Source organism: Streptomyces sp. NPDC027189, from assembly GCF_055566975.1.
Map to the genome: position 1 here is coordinate 395832 of NZ_JBVHRI010000002.1, position 18814 is coordinate 414645.

At 73.7% G+C, this 18814-nt stretch carries 3 protein-coding genes; all 3 read right to left on the reverse strand.

The annotated features are described in order from the left end of the window. Positions 1 to 4: 4 nt before the first annotated feature. The 3 genes from ACZ4RZ_RS06390 to ACZ4RZ_RS06400 all read right to left on the reverse strand — a co-directional run bounded on the left by ACZ4RZ_RS06390 (position 5) and on the right by ACZ4RZ_RS06400 (position 18606). On the reverse strand, positions 5 to 1144 hold the full coding sequence (locus tag ACZ4RZ_RS06390) for an alpha/beta hydrolase (protein ID WP_467742572.1): 1140 nt from the start codon (positions 1142 to 1144) through the stop codon (positions 5 to 7). After that, positions 1141 to 3957: a thioester reductase domain-containing protein gene (locus ACZ4RZ_RS06395; RefSeq protein ID WP_467742574.1), complete on the reverse strand. Its 2817-nt coding sequence runs from the start codon at positions 3955 to 3957 to the stop codon at positions 1141 to 1143. Before ACZ4RZ_RS06395 ends, ACZ4RZ_RS06390 begins: the two co-directional genes overlap by 4 nt. Before the next feature lie 63 nt (positions 3958 to 4020). After that, a complete protein-coding gene (locus ACZ4RZ_RS06400) occupies positions 4021 to 18606 on the reverse strand; it encodes an SDR family NAD(P)-dependent oxidoreductase (protein WP_467742576.1) in 14586 nt (4861 codons plus the stop codon). Positions 18607 to 18814 lie beyond the last annotated feature (208 nt).

Genomic DNA, 18814 nt, shown 5'->3' on the forward strand with positions numbered 1-18814 from the left:
GCCGTCACTGTCGTTTGCCGAGGAAATCGAGGATGTGCCCGAATACGTCGAGGGCCGCACCCCGGCCGAGGAACGTGTCGAGGTGGCCGTACCCGGGAATCTCGGTGTACTCGACGTCCAACTGGGGCTGCCGGTGGGCGAGTACCTCGTGGCAGAGCTTCTGGGAGTCCAGCCACAGGCCGTTCTCGCTGCCCGCGAGCAGCAGGACGGGGGTGTCGATGCGGGCGGCCGCGTCCAGGGCGTTGGGCGGCAGTGCCCGGTAGCGGTGGTCGGTGTCGTGCCAGCGGACCACGCTGCGGGCCAGTTCGATGCGACGCAGATGCGGCAGGATCCACAGCGGCGCGGGGCCCAGCAGCTCCGCGAGCCGGTTGTGGGTGGTCCCGGACAGGTGCTCGTGCACGAACAGGGAGGCGCCCGTGCCCCACGCCGAGTTGTGCAGGATCTGGCAGGTCGGATCGGGGCAGTCCGCCTTCCGGGAGGCCAGCGCGAACAGCGGCGTGTACTTGGACCAGAGGCCCACCTTGCGGAAGTCGACCGGGATGTGGTCGATCCGGGTCTTCAGCAGCTCCCCGGCCACCGACATCCGCAGCGACGTGCGGCCGGCGAGCTTCGGCGTGAGGAACACTCCCTGGGACACCACGCCCGCGAGGCCCGGCACCAGCCCCGCCGTCATGCTCAGCGAGAGAGCGAGGGAGCCGATGCAGTGGGCGACGACGAACAGTGGCCGGTCTCCGATGCGCCCGCGGATGTGGGCGACGGCCTCGGGGATGTCGTACAGGGCGACGTCGTCGTAGGTGTACTGCTGGCCGGTTTCGTTGTACGGCAGCCGGCAGCTGCCCCGCCAGTCGAGCAGCCACGGCTCGTATCCGTCGTCGAGCAGGACGTCGACCAGGTTGCGGGTCTCCGGCAGCAGGAACATGTCGGCGGACGCGGTGTGTCCGTGCAGGAGCAGCACGGCGGGCCGGTCCGTCTCGCCGCTGTCGACTCGGGTGAGGCCGAGCCGGACGCCGTCGCTCGCCCGGAAGGGGATCTCCTCGACGGCCGCCGGGTCGAGGCGGTGGTGGAGCGGGCGCAGGGCAGTGGTGGTCCTGACCCTGCGGAGCGCCGGCCTGGTCCGGGAAGCGGTGGTCGTCCTGAAGATCATCGGTTGTGCTCCGTGAGGGTCGGGGTGCGGCGCAGGTCGAGGAGGTCCGCGGCGGCCCGGGTGAAGGGGCCGAGCAGGCCGCGGCCCATCTCCAGACCGAACCAGGCGAGCCAGGTGAGCTTGGCGGCCCGCTTCTCCTGGCCGGTCAGGCGCGGGTCGACCCTGATGCCGTCGATCTGGTCGCGTACGTAGCTGTCGGCGGGCACGACGACCTCGCCCGCCAGGGTTGCCGGTTCACCCTCGCGGCCAATCTCCACGGTCAGGGCGCGGGTCTGCCGCCACACGTCCCGGCGGGCCCGGGCGTACTTGCGGCCCTCCAGCCACCAGAACCCGCCGTCGGCATCGCGCAACCGCAGCCGGTAGTACAGGAGTTGATGCCGCAGGCCGTGCTGCTGCGGGATGCCCTCCTCGGGGCGGATCCAGACGTCGCCGCGCTCCACGACCAGGGGTTCGGGGTGCACCGCCGCGCACATCAGCTCGCCGCTGACGTCCACCCGGCGGTCCTTCACCAACTGGTACATGCTCGCGATGGAGAGGGTGAGCGCCATCGAGCAGGGGGTGTCGGCGGGGGCGCCGACCGGGCCGACGCCTCCCTCGGTCGTCTCCGAGAACCACAGGTAGGGCTGGTCGTCCTTGTGCGGCAGCCGGGCCAGACCGTCCTGGGCGAGCCGCTCGAACGTCTTCAGCTGGGCCTGGGCGTCATAGCGGGCGGCCGGCCGGAGCCCGAGCGCCTGGACGAGCGCGGCCGTGCGGTCGGCGTCGGCCGCCGGGCCCTTGAGGGTCGCCTCGCACAGCTTGAGGGCGGTGGGGCTCTGCAACACCCGGGCAAGGAAGGCGAGTTCGGGCACGGGCTCGGCCTCCAGACGGGCCAGGGTGTCCGTGCGCCACTCGTCCCAGTCCTGTACGCGTACGTGCATGCCGCCGAACGCCATGTCCCGTACGACGTCGTCGAGGGTGTTGGGCACACCGGTCAGGTTGTAGTCGTAGCCCCAGGCGTCGGGTTCGCAGATGACGCCGACCGCCACCCGGCTCACCCAGTCCACCGGGGCCGCGTTCAGGTAGCGGAAGGCGGGCACGGTGCGGAAGCGGCCGAAGGCCGAGATGAGGCCGCTGCTCAGGTCCTGCGGGTTGTAGGCGCCTGTCTTGGTGTGACCGCCGATGCCGCCCGGGCGCATCGCCGTGACGATCAGACCGTGGTCGCGGGCCCGGCGGAGTGCGACTTCGGCGGCCCACTTCGACTGGTCGTACCCGGCTATGAGGCGATCGACGTGGGCGAGCGGGTCGTCCTCTCCCATAGAGCCGATGCCGACCTCGTTGAAGACCGCGATGGAGGAGATGTGGTGCAGCGGCTTGGGCCGGCCCGTCGCGGCGAGTTCGGCGAGGGTCAGCGAGCCGATGACGTTGCTCTGGCGCAGCGACTGGTAGCCGCGCAGGAAGTCCACGGCCGCCGCCACTCCGACGACGCTGTCCAGCTCGTGGGCGAGCGTGTTCCACAGGTCGTCGGACAGGCCCAGGCGCGGGCGCCGGATGTCGCCGGGAAGCACGGTCACCCGGCGGCGGATCTCCGAAGACCACGGCAGCTGGTAGCTCTTCAACGCCTCGCCGAGCCGGGCGACGGCCGCCTTCTCGTCGGCCGCGCGGACCAGGCAGTAGACATGGGCATCGCTGTGCCGCAGCAGATCGAGGAGCATATGGCTGCCGAGGAAGCCGGTGGCGCCGGTCAGCAGGATCCGGCGGGGCGGCAGCGGCTCGGGCGAGGCGGTCCAGGGCAGACGGTCCGCGAGGGCGAGGTCGGCCAGGACCTGGTCGAGGTCCTCGCGGCGGGCTGTGCCGTACGGAGTGTCGCCGCTGCCGGGCCGGACGGTGGTCGCCACCGCGGGTGGGATCCGGGGGGACGGGATCGGGAGGGTGCTCGGGGCCGACAGGGGGAGGGTGCCCGGGGCCGGCGAGGTGCCGGTCGCGGTGGCCGCGCGGACGGACGGGGGCCCGACCGTCGGGATTTCCGACACGATGTACGGCGCCGGGGTTCCCGACTCGGCCATGGCCCGGGTCGCCGCGGGCGCGGGGGCTGCCGATGTACTCGTGTCCGACGGGGCGGCCGTGCCCCCACTGGTCGACAGCCAACGCTGGGCGAGGCTGCGCGGTCGGGCATCGGCGAACACGTCGTCCAGGCCGATCTCCATGCCCAGCGCACGTTCCAGTTCCGCGACCAGTTCCACGGCGCCGACGGAGGAGCCCCCGGCGTCGAAGAAGTCGGTGCCGGGCGACAAGTGCCCGTCGGGCAGAAAGGGGCCCGCCGCGGCGGCGATGGCCGCGGCGAGGCCGTCCACGTCCCGGGGCACGGCGGCACCGTCAACCGGATCCGGCGCGCCGCCGGTCGGCCGGGGTGGGGTGAAGTCCGCACGGGTACCGGTCGGTTGGGAGGGTGAGGGGCCGGCGGAGTGCGTACCGGTCACGGCCCGCCCGAGCACGGCGGAGTCCGCCGCGCTGCCCGCCGGCTCGGACACGGCAGCGTCCCCGCCGTCGCCGGCCGACACGGGAGAGACAGCGTCCGTGAAGTCCCCGACCGCCTCCAGCGAGACAGCATCCGTAACGACACCGACCGCCTCCAGCGAGGCATCGTCCGTGACGACGCCGGCCGACTCCCGCGAGGCGGAGTCCGCCCCGCGGCCCGTCGGCCCGGGCGAGGCCGCCGACCTGACCCTTGCCAGCAGGGCGTCCACGCCGAGTCCGCCGCCGCCCCGCTCGATCGACTCGCCGGTCGCCCGCTGTCCGTCGGCGTACGCCGACGCGTCCTCGTTCACATCACGCATGAGAGCCCTTCACGTTGTGCCTCGTCCTCTCGCTCACTGCTGCCGCCGACCGAACCCGGCCGGTCACTGGCGCTGCCAGGAACGGAATGCCCGGAGGTGTTCCGGTGTGACCACGCTCTCCAGGCGCTCGTCGTCCTGGTCCCCGCCGCCGAGCGCGGCGAGCAGCCGACGAGCCGGTACGTTGCGCGGGGTGCGCTCCGCCGTCAGCCGGACCTTGGCGCAGCCCAGCTCGTCCGCGCGGTCGGCCAGCCACTGCAACAGGCGTTCCTCGACGCCTCGACCGAGCGCCCGGCAGCTCATCAGCCAGGCCAGTACGTCGAGTTGGTCGCCGTCCGGGCGGACGGCGAGCAGGCCGATCTGGCCGTAGTCGCCGAAGCGGTCCCGTGCCGCGGCCGTCCACACCTCACCGCGCTCCCGCCACCGGGCGACGTCGCCGCCGTCGGCCGACCTGGCGCGGAGGGTGAACTGGTTCGTACGGCGGACGAGTTGATCCGCCCGCTGGACATCGGCCTCGGACAGGGCCCGGATGTCGACGTTCAGTTCCAACTGGGCGAGGAACTCCTCGAAACCGGCCTGTTCGCGCACGGCGTCCCGTTCCCGCTCCTGGGCGTAGAACCCCGCCCGCAGCGCGTCCTCGGCCGTCGCCGCCGCCGGGACCAGCGGCCACAACCGGCCCAGGAACTCCTCCAGTTCGGCCGTCGGCGGGCAGGTCACCGACAGCACCTGCGGCAACGCCGACCGCACTCCCCCGATCTCGACCGGGTTGTCGTCCAGGAACAGGAAGCTGTCAAGACCGAGGTTGAGCGTGCGCGCCGCCTCGGCCAGGCGGCCCGATTTGGGGCCCCAGGTGGCGGAGAGCACGCTGAAGTGCTCCGCCTTCAGCAGGCTTTCGGGGCGATCCAGAACGGCCCGGACGGTGTCCTCGTCGTTGTTGCTGACCAGCGCCAGCAGCGCGCCCGCGGCACGCCACTGCAGCAGCCTCCGCGCCAGCAGGGCGCGCGGACCGGTCAGGTCCACCGCCTCCGGTCCGATCTCCCCGGCGACCCCGCCCCACAGGGTCTCGTCGCCGTCCACCGCGATCACCTTCGGCGCGGGCCGCCGAACCGCTCGTACGACCTCGGCCAGCCGCAGCGCCACCGCCGCCTGGAAGCGCGGGGTGAAGGGGAGGTGCGCCAGCCGCTCGGTGCGCTCGTCGAAGGGTTCCTCGACGACGTGGCGGCGGGTCCAGTCGTGGGGGCGGAGCACCGCGATGCCGGGCGACTCGGCCAGTTCGGCGGCGATCTCCCGCTCCCAGCGCGCGAGCCGCTCCTCCTCCCGTACGGACGGCAGGAAACCGACGATCAGCGGCTTGCGGGTCCGTTCGGACAGGGCCCGCAGCGCCGCCGGGTACTCGGTGCGCAGCTCGGCGAGCAGCGCGTCGTCCACTGGGCCGAACCGTTCCAGGTCCACCGCCCGCAACAGCACCACGCCCACCGCCGTGGTGGGGTCGGCGAAGACGCCGGCGGGGTCGCGCAGGGCGGCGAGTACCTGGTGGTAAGGGGCTTCCGCGACCGTCAGACCGCCGTCCTGCGCCCCCTCGTCGGCCGCCGCCTCGCAGAGCGGCGGCAAGTTGCCGAGGGCGAAGGTGGCGGCCAGGGCCAGCGAGCCGCGCGGGGAGGCAGCGGGCTCATCGACGGCTGAGGCTTCGGCCGCGACCGGGGCGGTCTCGACCGTCGTAGGGACCGCCACCGTCGGATCCTCGACCGTCGTACGGACCGCCGCAGTCGGATCCTCGACCGCCTCCGCGAGCAGCCGCAGGAACTCCTCCCCCAGTTCGGTGGAGGTCGCCGCGTCCAGGATGTCGAGGTTGTGGTCGAGGCGGATCCGGCCCGCGTCCGGGGTCATGGTGATCATCAGGTCGAGGTCGGTGTAGCCCGTCCCGGCCGGCAGCACCTCAAGGTGGGTGAGACGGCCCGCCGAGGAGCGTACGTAGTTGAAGTACACCTCCACCAGCGGCGCGTTGGCGCGGTACAGCCCCTGCTCGGCCAGCGTCGACAGCACGTCCGAGAACATGGCGCCCTTGGCGAGGACCCGGTCGAGTCGACCGTCGGTGCGGCGCAGCACCTCCTCGATCCGCTCGCCGGGCCGGGCCTCGGCCGGGAACGGCACCGGAACTCCGAAGAAGCCCACCGCGTCGTACGCGTCGGCGTGGATGCGCGTGTCCACGGGTACGGCGAGCACGAACCGCTCCCGCTCCCGCTTCCGCGCCAGGAGCACGGTCAGGGTGCCGAGGCAGAAGGCGGCGGGCGTGATGGCGAGCCCGCTCGCGGCCGCCGAGACCCGCTCCATGAGCCCGTCGGGAATCGCCACGGTCACACTGCCGGAGCGGTAGGAACGCGCCGCCGGGCGCGGCCGGGCGAGTGTCAGGTCGAGACGCGCGCTGCCGTGGAAGGCCTCGCGCCACTCGGCCGCGCCGGCACCGGCGCCCGCGCCCGCACCGGGGGTATCGCCGGTCCGCTGGGCCTCGATCAGCAGATGGATGTCGCGGTTGGTGACGGCGCCGCCGAGCGAGGTACCGGACAGCTCGGCGTCGATCTCCCCCGCCACCAGCAGCAGCGACTGCAGATCGCTCACCGCGTGGTGCGCGCCGAACACCAGGATCTGGCCCCGCGCACCGCCGTCGAGCAGCTCGAACCGCCACAGCGGCGGGTTCGCCAGGTCGAACGGCGGCTCCAGCAGCTGACGCAGCCCCTCGGCAGCGTCGAGTTCGCCCTCGGCGGTCGTCCAGGTCAGGACCGGCTGCGCCGGCTCCCGCTCCACCCGCAACTGCCGCCCGCCTTCGGCACCGTTGACGATCGCCGTGCGCAGGGCCGCGTGCCGTCCGGCGAGCCGGGTGAGGATGTCGGTGAGCGACTCTCGGGTGGTCGGTGTGACGAGCCGTACCGCCAGGCCGACGCCGTGCGCCGCGTCCGGCATGCCGGGCTGGGCGCTGCGCAGCAGCCGTACGACATCGCGGGTGGCGGGCCGCAGTTCGCTCTCGGGCACCTCGACGGCGACCTGGGGCTGCTCCTCCCCCTGCGTTTGGGTGTTCCGCTCGGGGAGCGCCTCGCCCAGGGTGCGTGCGAGGCCGCGGATGTCGGACGCCGAGAACACGGCGGCGGCGGGCAGCTCCACGCCCAGCTCGCGGGCGAAGGCGTTGCGCAGTCGCACGAGCATCAGGGAGTCCAGGCCCAGTTCCTTCAGGGCCGAGGTCGCGAAGACGTCCACGACACCTCCGGAGACCTCGCCGACCCTGGCCCGTACGTACGCTTCGAGCCACTCAGCGCGGTCCTGCTCTGTCGTCGCGGCGAACACCTTCTTGACGAGGCCGTCGGAGTCCGCCGTACCCACCGGGACGGCGACGAGGTCGCCCAGGATCGGACGGGTGCGCGCCGCGTCCGGGTCGAGCGCCAGCATCTCCCAGTCCAGGGCGATGGGCGCGAGCTGGCGGCGGGAGGTGGTCAGCACCCGATCGAACAGTTCGCCGCCGTCCTGCGGGGAGAACGCGACCAGTCCCGACCGGCTGGTCTCGGCGGCCCGGGTGCCGGACTCGGCGACCATGCCAACGCCCTCCCAGGCGCCCCAGTCCAGGCTCAGCGCCCGCCGGTCGGCCCGGGCGAGGTGGTGTGCCCAGGCGTCGAGGAAGGCGTTCGCCGCCGAGTACGGGCTCTGCCCGGCCGAGCCGAGGAGGCCTGCCGCCGAGGCGAAGAGGACCAGGTTCCCGGCTTCCGGAATCAGCTCCGTGAGCAGCGCGGTGCCCAGCACCTTGGGGGCGAGGACGCGCAGGACGCGTTCGTCCGTCAGGTTCGCCACGGTGGCGTCGTCGAGGACGCCGGCAGCGTGGACGACTGCGGCGATGGGCCCGGCTGCACGTCGTACAGCGTCCAGTGCGGCCGTCAGACCGTCCCGGTCGGCGACGTCGGCGCGGGCCACGTGCACGGTCACACCGCGCTCTTGGAGACCCTTGATCCACCCGGCGGTGTCCGCGTCGGGCGTACCCCTGCTCATCAGGGCCAGTCGGCGGGCGCCGCGACGCACCAGCCGTTCGGCGACGACGCGTCCGAGGCCGCCCAGACCGCCGGTGATCAGGTGGACGCCGTCCGGGGTGATCTCGGCGTGCCCGCCGTCGTCCGGGCGGGTCCGGACCAGTCGCGGCACCAGGCGGCCCGACTCCCGCAGCGCGACCAGCCGTTCCTCGTCGGCGTGCCGCAGCTGGGTCCACAGCTCGTCGACGCCGTCGGTGACCGGCAGGTCGATCAGTGTGGTCGACAGCTCCGGGTACTCCTGGGCCACCGCGAGACCGAAGCCCCAGGCGAGGGCCTGCTGAGGGTGCGTCACCTGCGCACTGTCACCGGCGGCCTGGCTGCCCCGTGCGACCACGAACAGGCGGGGAGCCCGGCCCTGCGGGCGGTCGGCGAGCGTCCGCACCAGGTGCAGGGTGCTCAGGCAGCACAGCCGTGCCGCCTCCTCGGCCGTCCGGGCATCCCCGATCGCCGGGGCGTCGAGCGCGGACAGCTGGACCACTCGCTCGGGCAGCCCGTCCGTGAACGCCTCGTCGAAGAGCCGGGCCAGGTGCCGCGGATCGGTCGGGTCGAGGACGTACCGGCCCGGGGCCTCCAGGCCGAACTCCTCGCCCCTGCGAGCGATCACATGCGGCACCGACGAGCCCAGACGCTCGGTGAGTTCGACGGCCACCCCCGTCTCGTCCGCCAGGATCAGCCAACTGCCCTCCGCAGGCCGCTCGTGCGCCTCCGGGCGGGGCTGCCAGCCGGTCTCGAAGAGCGCGCCGTCCAGCGGGGAGAGCGCGGCCAGTTCGAACTCCTCCGCCTCCAGGACCAGTTGTTCGTTCTCGTCCCAGAGCCACAGGTCCAAAGTCGCCGTGTCGCCCTCCACGGACCGCAGTGCGCAGGTCACCCACGCGGGGGTGGTGCGCAGTCCGGTGAACCGGAGCCGGCCGACCCCGGCGGGCACGAACGCGCGGCCCTCGGGCGCGTTGCCCGGCAGGGCCGCCACGTGGAACGCGGCGTCGAGGACCGCGGGGTGCAGCAGGTGGCCGGCGGCCGGTTTGTCGGCCAGCCGGCCGAGCGCCGCGGAGTTCGCGCGGTGGCCCGCCTCGAGGCCGCGGAAGGCGGGTCCGTAGTCGATGCCGAGGGTGGCGAGTCGGCCGTAGACGCCCGCCAGGTCGACCTCTTCCGTGCACTGCTCGCGCAGCGCTGCGAACCGCGCATCGGCCACGGGTTCCACAGCATCGACGGCGACCCGTCCGACGGCGTGCCGCTCCCACCGCGTACCGCGCTCCCCCGCGGCCGCCGAAGCGATCGTGAAGTCCCTGAAACCGTCCTCGGCGGGCCGCAGGACGAGTTGCAGCCGTACAGGTCGGTCCGCGTCAAGCCGCAGCGGCTGGATGAACCTGACGTCGGCCAGTCGCACTTCGCCGCCGTCGTGGAGCGTGGACGCGCCCTCCAGGGCCATGCCGAGGAAGGCGGCGCCGGGCAGCCAGACCTCGCCGGTGACCCGGTGGTCCGTGAGATAGCCGAAACGGCTGTCGCGCAGGTCGATGTCGCTCTGGAAGATGTGCCGTTCGGGCTCGTCGCTCGCCTCGATGTGCATGCCGAGGAGCGGCGACGCGCCCGACGCGGTGGCCGGGGCGGGCGCGAGCCAGTGGCGTTCACGAGCGAAGGCGTACGTGGGAAGGTCGACCCGGCGGCCCTCCGGGAACACCACCGGCCAGTCGGGTGTGTGCCCGGCCTCGTACAACTCCCCCAGCCTGCGCAGCAGAACGTCGCGCCCGTCCTGCTGCCGGCGCAGCGAGCCGACGCCCACCGCGTCGATCCCGGCCTCGGCGGCGACCGCCTCGATCGACGGAATGAGCGAGGGATGCGGGCTCAGCTCCACGAAGTAGCGGTATCCGTCGTCCAGCATCCGTCGGATCGCGTCCGCGAAACGGACGGGTTGCCCGAGGTTGGCGAACCAGTACTCGGCATCCAGCCGGTCGCCGGGCACGGGTTCGGCCAGCACCGCCGAGTACAGCGGGGTCGGCGTCCGCGTACCCCGGACGCCGGAGAAGCGGTCGAGGAGCTCCTCGCGGAGCGGGTCCATCAACGGGGTGTGCGAAGCGAACGCCGTCGAGAGCCGCCGGATGGGGATCGCCCGCTCCTCCAGGTGCTGCCGCAGCTCGGCCAGCGCGTCGGCCTCGCCGGAAACGGCCGTGGAATTCGCGCTGTTGACCGCGGCGACGAACAGCCGGTCCGGGTACGGGGCGAGCAGCTTCTCGACCTCCGTGCGCGGCAGCTCCACGGCCAGCATTCCGCCCTGCCCGACCAACGGTACGACCGCCTGGGCGCGCCCGGTCACCACCGTCACGGCCTCGTCCAGGGTGAGGGCGCCCACGCTGTACGCGGCGGCGATCTCGCCCAGACTGTGCCCCACCACGGCGTCCGGGGCGATGCCGAGCGCACGCCAGGCGGCGGCCAGCGCCGCGTTGACCGCGAACAGCACCGGTTGCAGGTACTCGGTCCGGTCGAGCGGGGAGAACTCCTCCGGCGCCCGCAGCACGTTGAGCACCGACCAGCCGACGTGCCGCCGAACCGCCTCGTCGACGCGGGCCAGCTCCTCCCGGAAGGGCTCGGAGCCGGCCATCAACTCCAGGCCCATGCCCGGCCATTGACCGCCGTGCCCGGCGAAGACGAAGGCCACCTTGCCCGACCCTTCCTCGCGCTGCGGCGCCAGCGGTTTCCGTCCGGTCGCCAACGCGTCCAGCACGGCGCGCAGTTCATTCGGGTCACCCGCCACGATCGCGGCGCGCCGCTCGAAGTGGCTGCGGTGCCGCGCGAGGGAGTGGGCGATGTCCGGCAGGGCGGCGGGGTCGTCGCTCAGGTGCTCGGCCAGCCGGGCGGCCTGCCCCCGGACCGCGGTCCCACTCCGCCCGGACAGGACGAAGAGCCGCTTCCCGGGCGGGAGTTCGCCCTCGGGCTCCGCCTCGACCGGCGGCGCCTCCTCCACGATCAGATGCGCGTTGGTTCCGCTGATCCCGAAGGCGCTCACGCCGGCCCGCCGTGTGCGCTCCTGCGACGACGGCCAGGCGACCGGCTCCTGCAGCAGCTGGAGCCCGCTGCCGTCCCAGTCGACGTGGCGACTGGGCGTGTCGGCGTGCAGGGTGCGCGGCAGGGTCTCCCGGCGCAGTGACTGCACCACCTTCATCAGCCCGAGCACGCCCGAAGCGGCCTGCGCGTGCCCGATGTTGGACTTCAGCGATCCCAGATACAACGGGCGGCCGGGCGGACGCGAGTCACCGAAGACCTGCGACAGGGCGTTCGCCTCGATCGGGTCGCCCAGCGTCGTGCCCGTCCCGTGCGCCTCGACGTAGTCGATGTCGGCCGGCCCGAGCCCGGACAGCTCCAGCGCCCGCCGGATCACCTGCTCCTGAGCCGGACCGTTCGGCGCGGACAGCCCCTGGCTGCGGCCGTCCTGGTTGACGGCCGTGCCGCGCAGCACGGCCAGCACCTCGTCACCGTCACGCCGCGCGTCGCTCAGCCGCTTCAGTACGACCATGCCCGCGCCCTCGGCCCAGATGGCACCGTCGGCGCCGTCCGAGAAAGAGCGGCAGCGGCCGGTCGGGGACAACCCCCGCAGACGGCTGAACTCCACGAAGGTCCCCGGCGTGACCATCAGCGTCACGCCACCGGCGAGCGCCAGGTCGCACTCGCCGGACCGCAGCGCCTGCGCCGCCAGGTGCAGCGCCACCAGCGACGACGAGCACGCCGTGTCCACCGTCAACGCCGGGCCGCCCAGCCCCAGCACGTACGCCAGCCGGCCGGAGGCCACGCTCAGCGCCGACCCCGTACCGACGTATCCGTCCAGCTGGTCGAGCCGGGAGCCCGACAGGTAGTCGCTGCCGAACATGCCGACGTAGACACCGGTGGTGCTCCCCGCCAGCTCGGCGGGGACGATCCCGGCGCGCTCCAGCACCTCCCACGCCGTCTCCAGCAGCAAGCGCTGCTGCGGGTCCATGGCTGCCGCTTCCTTCGGAGTGATCCCGAAGAAGCCCGCGTCGAAGGACTCGAGGTCTTCCAGGAAGCCGCCTTCCCGGGCGTACGACTTGCCCAGGGCCTCCGGGTCGGGGTCGTACAGCGACTCCACGTCCCAGCGTCCCGCCGGGAACGGACCGACCGCGTCTCGGCCCTGGGCCACCAGGTGCCACAGGCCGTCAGGATCGCTCACGCCTCCGGGCAGGCGGCATGCCATGGCCACCAGGGCCACCGGCTCGTCGGACGCGGACACCGCCGTACGGGTCGGCTGCGTGTCGGGGGCGGTCCGGCTGGTCGTACGGCCGCCCGTCGCGAGAGCGGTGGCCAGCAGGTATTCGGCGAGCCTGGTCGGGGTGGGGTGGTCGAACAGCAGGGTGGCGGGGAGCTTGGCGCCGATGCGGGTGCCGATGCGGTTGCGGAGTTCGACCGCTGTCACCGAGTCCATGCCGAGTTCGCGCAGCGGCTGGTCGGGGCGGACCGTCTCCGCCGAGCGCAGGCCGAGGGCGCGGGAGGCCTCCTCCCGGACGAGGGCCAGGACGCGTTCGGCGCGTTCGGCCTCCGGCAGCCGGGCCAGGCGGTCGGCCAGTCCGTCGCCGCCGTCCCGGCCGGTGCGGGGCGCGGGCAGCAGCGAGCGCCACAGGGCCGCGGAAGTACCGCCGGTGGTGGCCGGGTTGTCGCGCAGGCGGGGCAGGTCCAGAGCCCAGGCGACCAGGTGCGGTGCGCCGCGACGCAGGGAGAGTTCGACGAGGTCGCGGCCCTGGTCGGGGGTGAGCGCGCGGTGGCCGAGGCGGGCCATCCGCGCCAGGTCGGCGCGTTCGGCGGCGAGGCCCTCGCCCGCCCAGGCACCGAAGGAGACCGAGACGCCGGGCAGGCCCAAGGACCTTCGGTGGTGGGCCAGTTGGTCGAGGAAAGCGTTGGCCGCGGCGTAGTTGCTCTGGCCCGCGTTGCCGACGACGCCGGCGGCCGAGGAGATCAGCAGGAAGAGGTCGAGCGGCGTGTCGGCGGTGAGCCGGTGCAGGTGGGCGGCGCCGTCGACCTTGGGGCGCAACACCTGCGCGAGGCGTTCGGGCGTCAGCTCGGCGACCACCCCGTCGGCCAGGATGCCGGCGCAGTGCACCACACCGCGCAGCGGCAACTCGTCGCCGATCCGGCCGAGTACGCCGGCCATGGCCGCCGCGTCCGCGATGTCGCACGCCACCACCTCGACCTCGGCGCCGAGCGCGGTCAGTTCCGCGGTGACCTCGGCGGTACGTGGGTCGCCCGGCCCCTGGCGGGACGTCAGCAGCAGCCGTGGGACGCCGTGTTCGACGAGGAGCCGGGCGATGTGCCGGCCCACCGCACCCAGACCTCCGGTGATCAGCACCGTACCGTCGGTGGGCACCGGGGTGGGGCGGCCGGCCAGGTCGAGGACGACGGGGCCGCCGGACGCGATCCCCCGGCGTATCGCCTCGCGGGCAGCCGTGACGGGAAGGGTTCGGGTGTGCGCAGGACGCGGCTGCCCGGCGTCGGCGGCCGCGCGCAGGGCCGCACCGAGCTGTTCACGGTCCGCCGTGTCAGTGAGGACGAGGGGCAGGGCGGCCGCGGCGGTGAACGGAACGTCGTCCGGGAGCACCGCGACCAGCCTCGCGTCGGCGAGCGCCTCGGAGCCGGGCGTGCTCTCGGCGAGGGCGACGACCCGCAGACCGGGGGCGAATCCCTCGGCATCGGCGCCGACCTCGGTGAGCACACCGGCGCACAGCGTCTCGCCACCGGGGACCGAGGCCGAGTTGGGGCGCACCGCGAGCGCGTGCACCTGGATCCGCACCTGGCCGGGGGCCACGGCGGCCTGGGCCGCCACCGCACGCAGTGTCGGCTCCGCCGGGAGGCCGGCCAGCTCGTAGTGGTCCCCGGCCGGGATCCGCAGCGCGTCCGCGGCACGGGCGCGCACCAGTCGCGGGACGAGCAACGCGCCTGCCCGGCAGGCGAGTTCGGGCTCGTCGGTGTATGCGACGGCGGCCGGCAGAGCGCCTGCGGGCTCGGTGCCGTCGAGGTCGAGCAGGGTCAGCCCGAGGTCCGGGTGTTCGGTGCGGGCGCCGCGAGCCAGGCCCCACAGCACCGACTGGGCCAGACCGGGCACCGTGTCCCGGTCGCCGGCCGCGACCGCGCCGCGGGTCACCCAAACGGTCCGGGCCGGCGCCCCGCCCTCCGGGAGCGCGATCAGGGCTTGCAGCTCGGCCAGTGCCGTGGCCGCCAACTCCTGTGCTGCGGCGGCTGGTTCGGCGTCCAGTGCCGGGCACGGCCAGAACCGTACAAGGACGTCGGTGCCCGTCTCGCACACCTGGATCCCCGCCGCCTCAAGGCCTCGCAGGGCTGCAACGACCTCGGGGTCCGAGCGGTCGCCGTCGACGGCCCACTCGGTGCCCGGCGCCCCGGCGGGCGTCTCGGGCGCGGCCGTCCACGCCACCTCGTACAGGTGCCTGCCGTTCTCCGAGACGCCGTTCAGGTCGCCAGGATCCGCGGCCCGCAGGCGTACGCCTTCCAGTCGGCCCGCCGGGAGACCGTCCGCGTCCCACAGCGTCACGTCCAGGGTGAGATCCGTTCCGGTGCCGCCCGACCGCCGTACGAGCGCGGTGAGTTCGGTCGCGCCGCCGGGCGGCAGGACGCAGCGGCCCAGCGCGACCGGCAGCAGCACCCGGCCGTCGGACGCGTCGAACGCCGCGGTCACGTGCAGCGCGGCGTCCAGCAGCGCCGGGTGGACCGGGTACGGGTCGGCCGCCTCGCGGGCCACGGCCGGCAGCGAGAGCCGGGCCAGCAGTTCGCCGTCGCCCGTCGCGACAGCCGACCGTACGCCCTGGAAGGCCGGGCCGTAGCCGAGGCCGAGCCCGGTGAGCCGCTCGTACGTCTCCTCGCTCCAGGCCGGTTCGGCGGCCTCCGGCCACCGCGGCGGCTGCCCGGCCGTCACCGGGGCGGACTCGGCCGCCGACGCGGTGGCGTGCAGGGTCCAGCCCGCGGCCTCCCCTCCCCGCGGACGGCTGTGCACGGTGATCTCCGGTACTGGACCGGCGGTGACCACCTCGACGGACACCTCGGCCGTGCCGGACTCGGGCAGGGTCAGCGGCGCGAGGAGCAGCAGGTCGGTGACGTCACCCGGATCGTCCGGGCGGGCCGCGGTCAGCGCGGCGCGGCACAACTCCATCAGAGTGGTGCCCGACACCACGGTCCGTCCGAAGACGGTGTGGTCGGGCAGCCAGTCGGCGGTGGCCGGGGACCACTCGTTGCGGAAGGTCCAGCGGGTCTCGTCCGCGGACTGCAGCTGGATGCCGAGCAGCGGGTGCGCGGAACGGTCGAAGAGGCCGGAGGCGCCGACGGCGGACTCGGGCTCGATCCAGTAGCGCTGCGGGTCCCAGGCGTACGTCGGCAGGTCCGCCGGTTCGGCGTCGGCGACCAGGCGGCGCCAGTCGATCTTGCGTCCGTGGACGTGCAGTTCGGCGGCGGCGCGGTCCAGGCAGGCGGGCCCGTCCTCGTCGCGGCGGAGCGATCCGACGGCTGCCAGGTCGTCGTGGCCGGCCTCTTCGGCGACGGTGCGGAGTGCGGTGAGCAGGGACGGGTGGGGGCTGAGTTCGACGAAGTGGCGGTATCCGTCGGCCGTCATACGCTCCACGGTGGGCCCGAAGCGGACGGGTGCGCGGAGGTTGGTGTACCAGTAGTCGGCTTCCAGCTCCTCGGTGACCTGCTCGCCGGTGACGGTCGAATACCAGGCGACGGAGGCCGGGCAGGTGACGACGCCGTCCAGTTCGTCGAGGATCGTCGTGCGGACCGGCTCGACCTGGGCGCTGTGGGAGGCGTAGTCGACGTCGAGGCGGCGGGCGAACACCTGCTGCCGGTCGAGGTCGGCGAGCAGGGCCTCCAACGGCTCCACGTCACCGGCGATCACCGTCGACCGGCCGCTGTTCACGGCGGCGACCGAGACCCGGCCGTCGTATGCGGCGAGGCGCGCCTCGACCTCGGTGTGCGGCAGGGCGACGACCGCCATGGTGCCGGAGCCGGACAGCTCGGTCAGGGCCTGGCTGCGCAGGGCGACCACGGCGGCCGCGTCGTTGAGGCTGAGCGCCCCGGCGACACAGGCCGCGGCGACCTCGCCCTGGCTGTGCCCGATCACGGCGTCCGGGCGTACGCCCCGGGCCCGCCACACCGCGGCCAGGGACACCATCACGGCGAAGAGGACCGGCTGGACGACGTCCACGCGGTCCAGGGACGGGACGCCCGTGTCGCCGCGCAGAACGGCCGCCACCGACCAGGTGGTGAACGGGCGCAGGGCGGCGTCGCAGCGGTCCAGTTCGTCCGCGAACACCGGGGAGCTGTCGAGCAGATCCCGGGCCATGCCGGTCCACTGGGAGCCCTGACCGGGAAAGACGAAGGCCAACTTGCCTGCGGGGAAGGCCTGTTGGGGACCTGCGGTCAGGTCGGCGTCGGGCTGTCCCTCGATGAGACCCTGCAGCGCGGTGAGCAATTCGTCGCGGCCGGCCGCTTGGACGACGGCTCGCTGCTCGAAGTGCGTACGGTGATGGGCCAGCGTCGCTGCCACGCCTGACAACGGCAACTGCGGCCGTGCCGCGAGCGCTTCGGCGAGGCGGCCAGCCTGTCCCCGGAGGGCGGGGAGGGTGCGGGCGGAGAGCGGGAAGAGGGTCTTCGCGGGCAGCCCGGCGGTGGGCTCTTCGGTCCGCGGCTGCTCGGTCTGCGACCGTTCGACCTGCGACTGTTCGAGCTGCGGCTGTTCGGTCTCGGGCCGTTCGGAGTGCTTCGGCTCGCCGGTCCGCTCTTCGGCTCGCCGCGGTTCGGCGGGCAGCTGTTCGGGGTGCTCCGCCTCGGCCATCTGCTGTTCCAGTTGCCCCGGCTCGGCCGCCCGCGCTTCGGCCCGCCTCGGCCCGGCCTTCGGCCACCCAGCGGTCAACTGCTGGGCGGGCCGCCGCTCGGCGACCGACCGTGCCAGGTCCTCCGGCGCCTCCTCCAGCACCACGTGCGCGTTCGTGCCGCTGATCCCGAACGCGCTCACCCCGGCCCGCCGCACCCGGTGGTCGTCCCGCGGCCACGCCCGGGCGCTGCGGTGCACGCGAAGGCCGCTGTCCGCCCAGTCGACGTGCTCGGTCGGAGTCTCGGCGTGCAGCGAGGCCGGGAGCAGTTCGTGGCCGAATGCCAGCACCGTCTTGATGACGCCGCCGATGCCCGCCGCGGCCTGTGTGTGACCGATGTTGGACTTCAGGGAACCGACGCCGAGCGGCCGGTCGGCGGGGCGTCCCGGTCCGAAGACGGCTGCCAGCGCCCGCCCCTCGATGGGGTCGCCGAGCCGCGTGCCCGTGCCGTGCGCCTCGACGTAGTCCAGGTCGTCCGGCCGGAGCCCCGCGGCGTCGAGGGCGGCACGCAACACCCGCTCCTGAGCGGGGCCGTTGGGGGCACTGAGGCCCTGGCTGCGCCCGTCCTGGTTGATCGCGGACCCCTTGACGACCGCGAGGACCCGGTCGCCGTCCCGGCGCGCGTCCGCGAGCCGTTTGAGCAGCACCAGACCGCACCCCTCGGCCCACACCACACCGTCCGCGTCGGCCGAGAACGGGCTGCACCGCCCGGACGGTGACAGCCCGCGCAGCCGGCTGAACTCGACGTGCCCGCGCGGCGTCACGAGCAGCGTCGCGCCGCCCGCCAGCGCGAGGTCGCACTCGCCGCTCGCCAGCGCCCGCGCCGCCAGGTGCAGGGCGACGAGGGAGGAGGAGCAGGCGGTGTCGACGGTCACCGCCGGGCCCTGGAGGCCGAGGGTGTAGGCGATGCGCCCGGAGGCCACGCTGGACGCCGAGCCCGTGCCGACGTGCCCGTCGAGCTGCCCCAGTCCGGCCGAGGCCAGGTACCCGCTGTCGTACAGGCCGATGTAGACGCCCGTGGAGCTGCCGTTCAGCGCTTGAGGGACGATCCCGGCGCGCTCGAACGTCTCCCAGCTGGTCTGCAGCAGGAGCCGCTGCTGGGGGTCCATGGCCGCGGCCTCGCGCGGCGAGATCCCGAAGAAGGGCGCGTCGAAGCGTTCGATGTCGGAGAGGAACCCGCCGCGCAGGGTGTACGCCTTGCCGGTGGCCTCCGGGTCGGGGTCGTAGAGCCCTTGGGTGTCCCAACGGCCCGCGGGCACCTCGGCGATGGCGTCCTCGCCCGTGGCCAGCAGCCGCCACAGTGCCTCGGGGTCGTCGGCGCCGCCGGGGAAGCGGCAGGCCAGGGAGATGATCGCGATGTCGTCGTCGGCCCGCACGGGCGTGTCGGCCGGCGCCGGGTCCGCCGCCACCGCACCGGCGGTCCGCTCACCGAAGACCGCCTCGCTGATCGCTGCGATCGTGGGGTGGTCGAAGACGAGAGAAGGCTCCAGCGGCCGTCCGATCCGCTCGGAGAGATTTGCCGCCAGTGTCACCAACTGCCTTGATCCCAGGCCGAATTCGGCGATCGGCCGCTCCGGGTCGACGGCCATCGGGTCGAGCCCGGCCGCTTCGGCGACGGCCGACGCCAGCCAGTCCCGCGCTCCCTCGGAAGTCGTGACCGACATCTCGGGGAACTGCTTCGGGGTCTCGTTCGCGGGCATCTCGTTCGCAGGCATCTAGACAGGTGTCCTCGTGAACTCGGGCTCAGGCGGATTCCGTACGGCCGATGCGGCGGGTACGCCGGGTAGGTGTACGGCCGTTGGGGCCGACGTACGGCGGATTCGGGCGACGTAGGGCGCATTTCGGGCAACGCACGACCGAGGAAGCGGCGTACGGCCGGTACGACCGTCGCGCTGCCGTCGGCGCGGACGCGCGCCGAACGGC

Bases quoted from the DNA above. Each gene is read 5' to 3' on its own strand.
- ACZ4RZ_RS06390 (WP_467742572.1), bottom strand. From the start codon at position 1,144: ATGATCTTCAGGACGACCACCGCTTCCCGGACCAGGCCGGCGCTCCGC.
- ACZ4RZ_RS06400 (WP_467742576.1), bottom strand. From the start codon at position 18,606: ATGCCTGCGAACGAGATGCCCGCGAACGAGACCCCGAAGCAGTTCCCC.
- ACZ4RZ_RS06395 (WP_467742574.1), bottom strand. From the start codon at position 3,957: ATGCGTGATGTGAACGAGGACGCGTCGGCGTACGCCGACGGACAGCGG.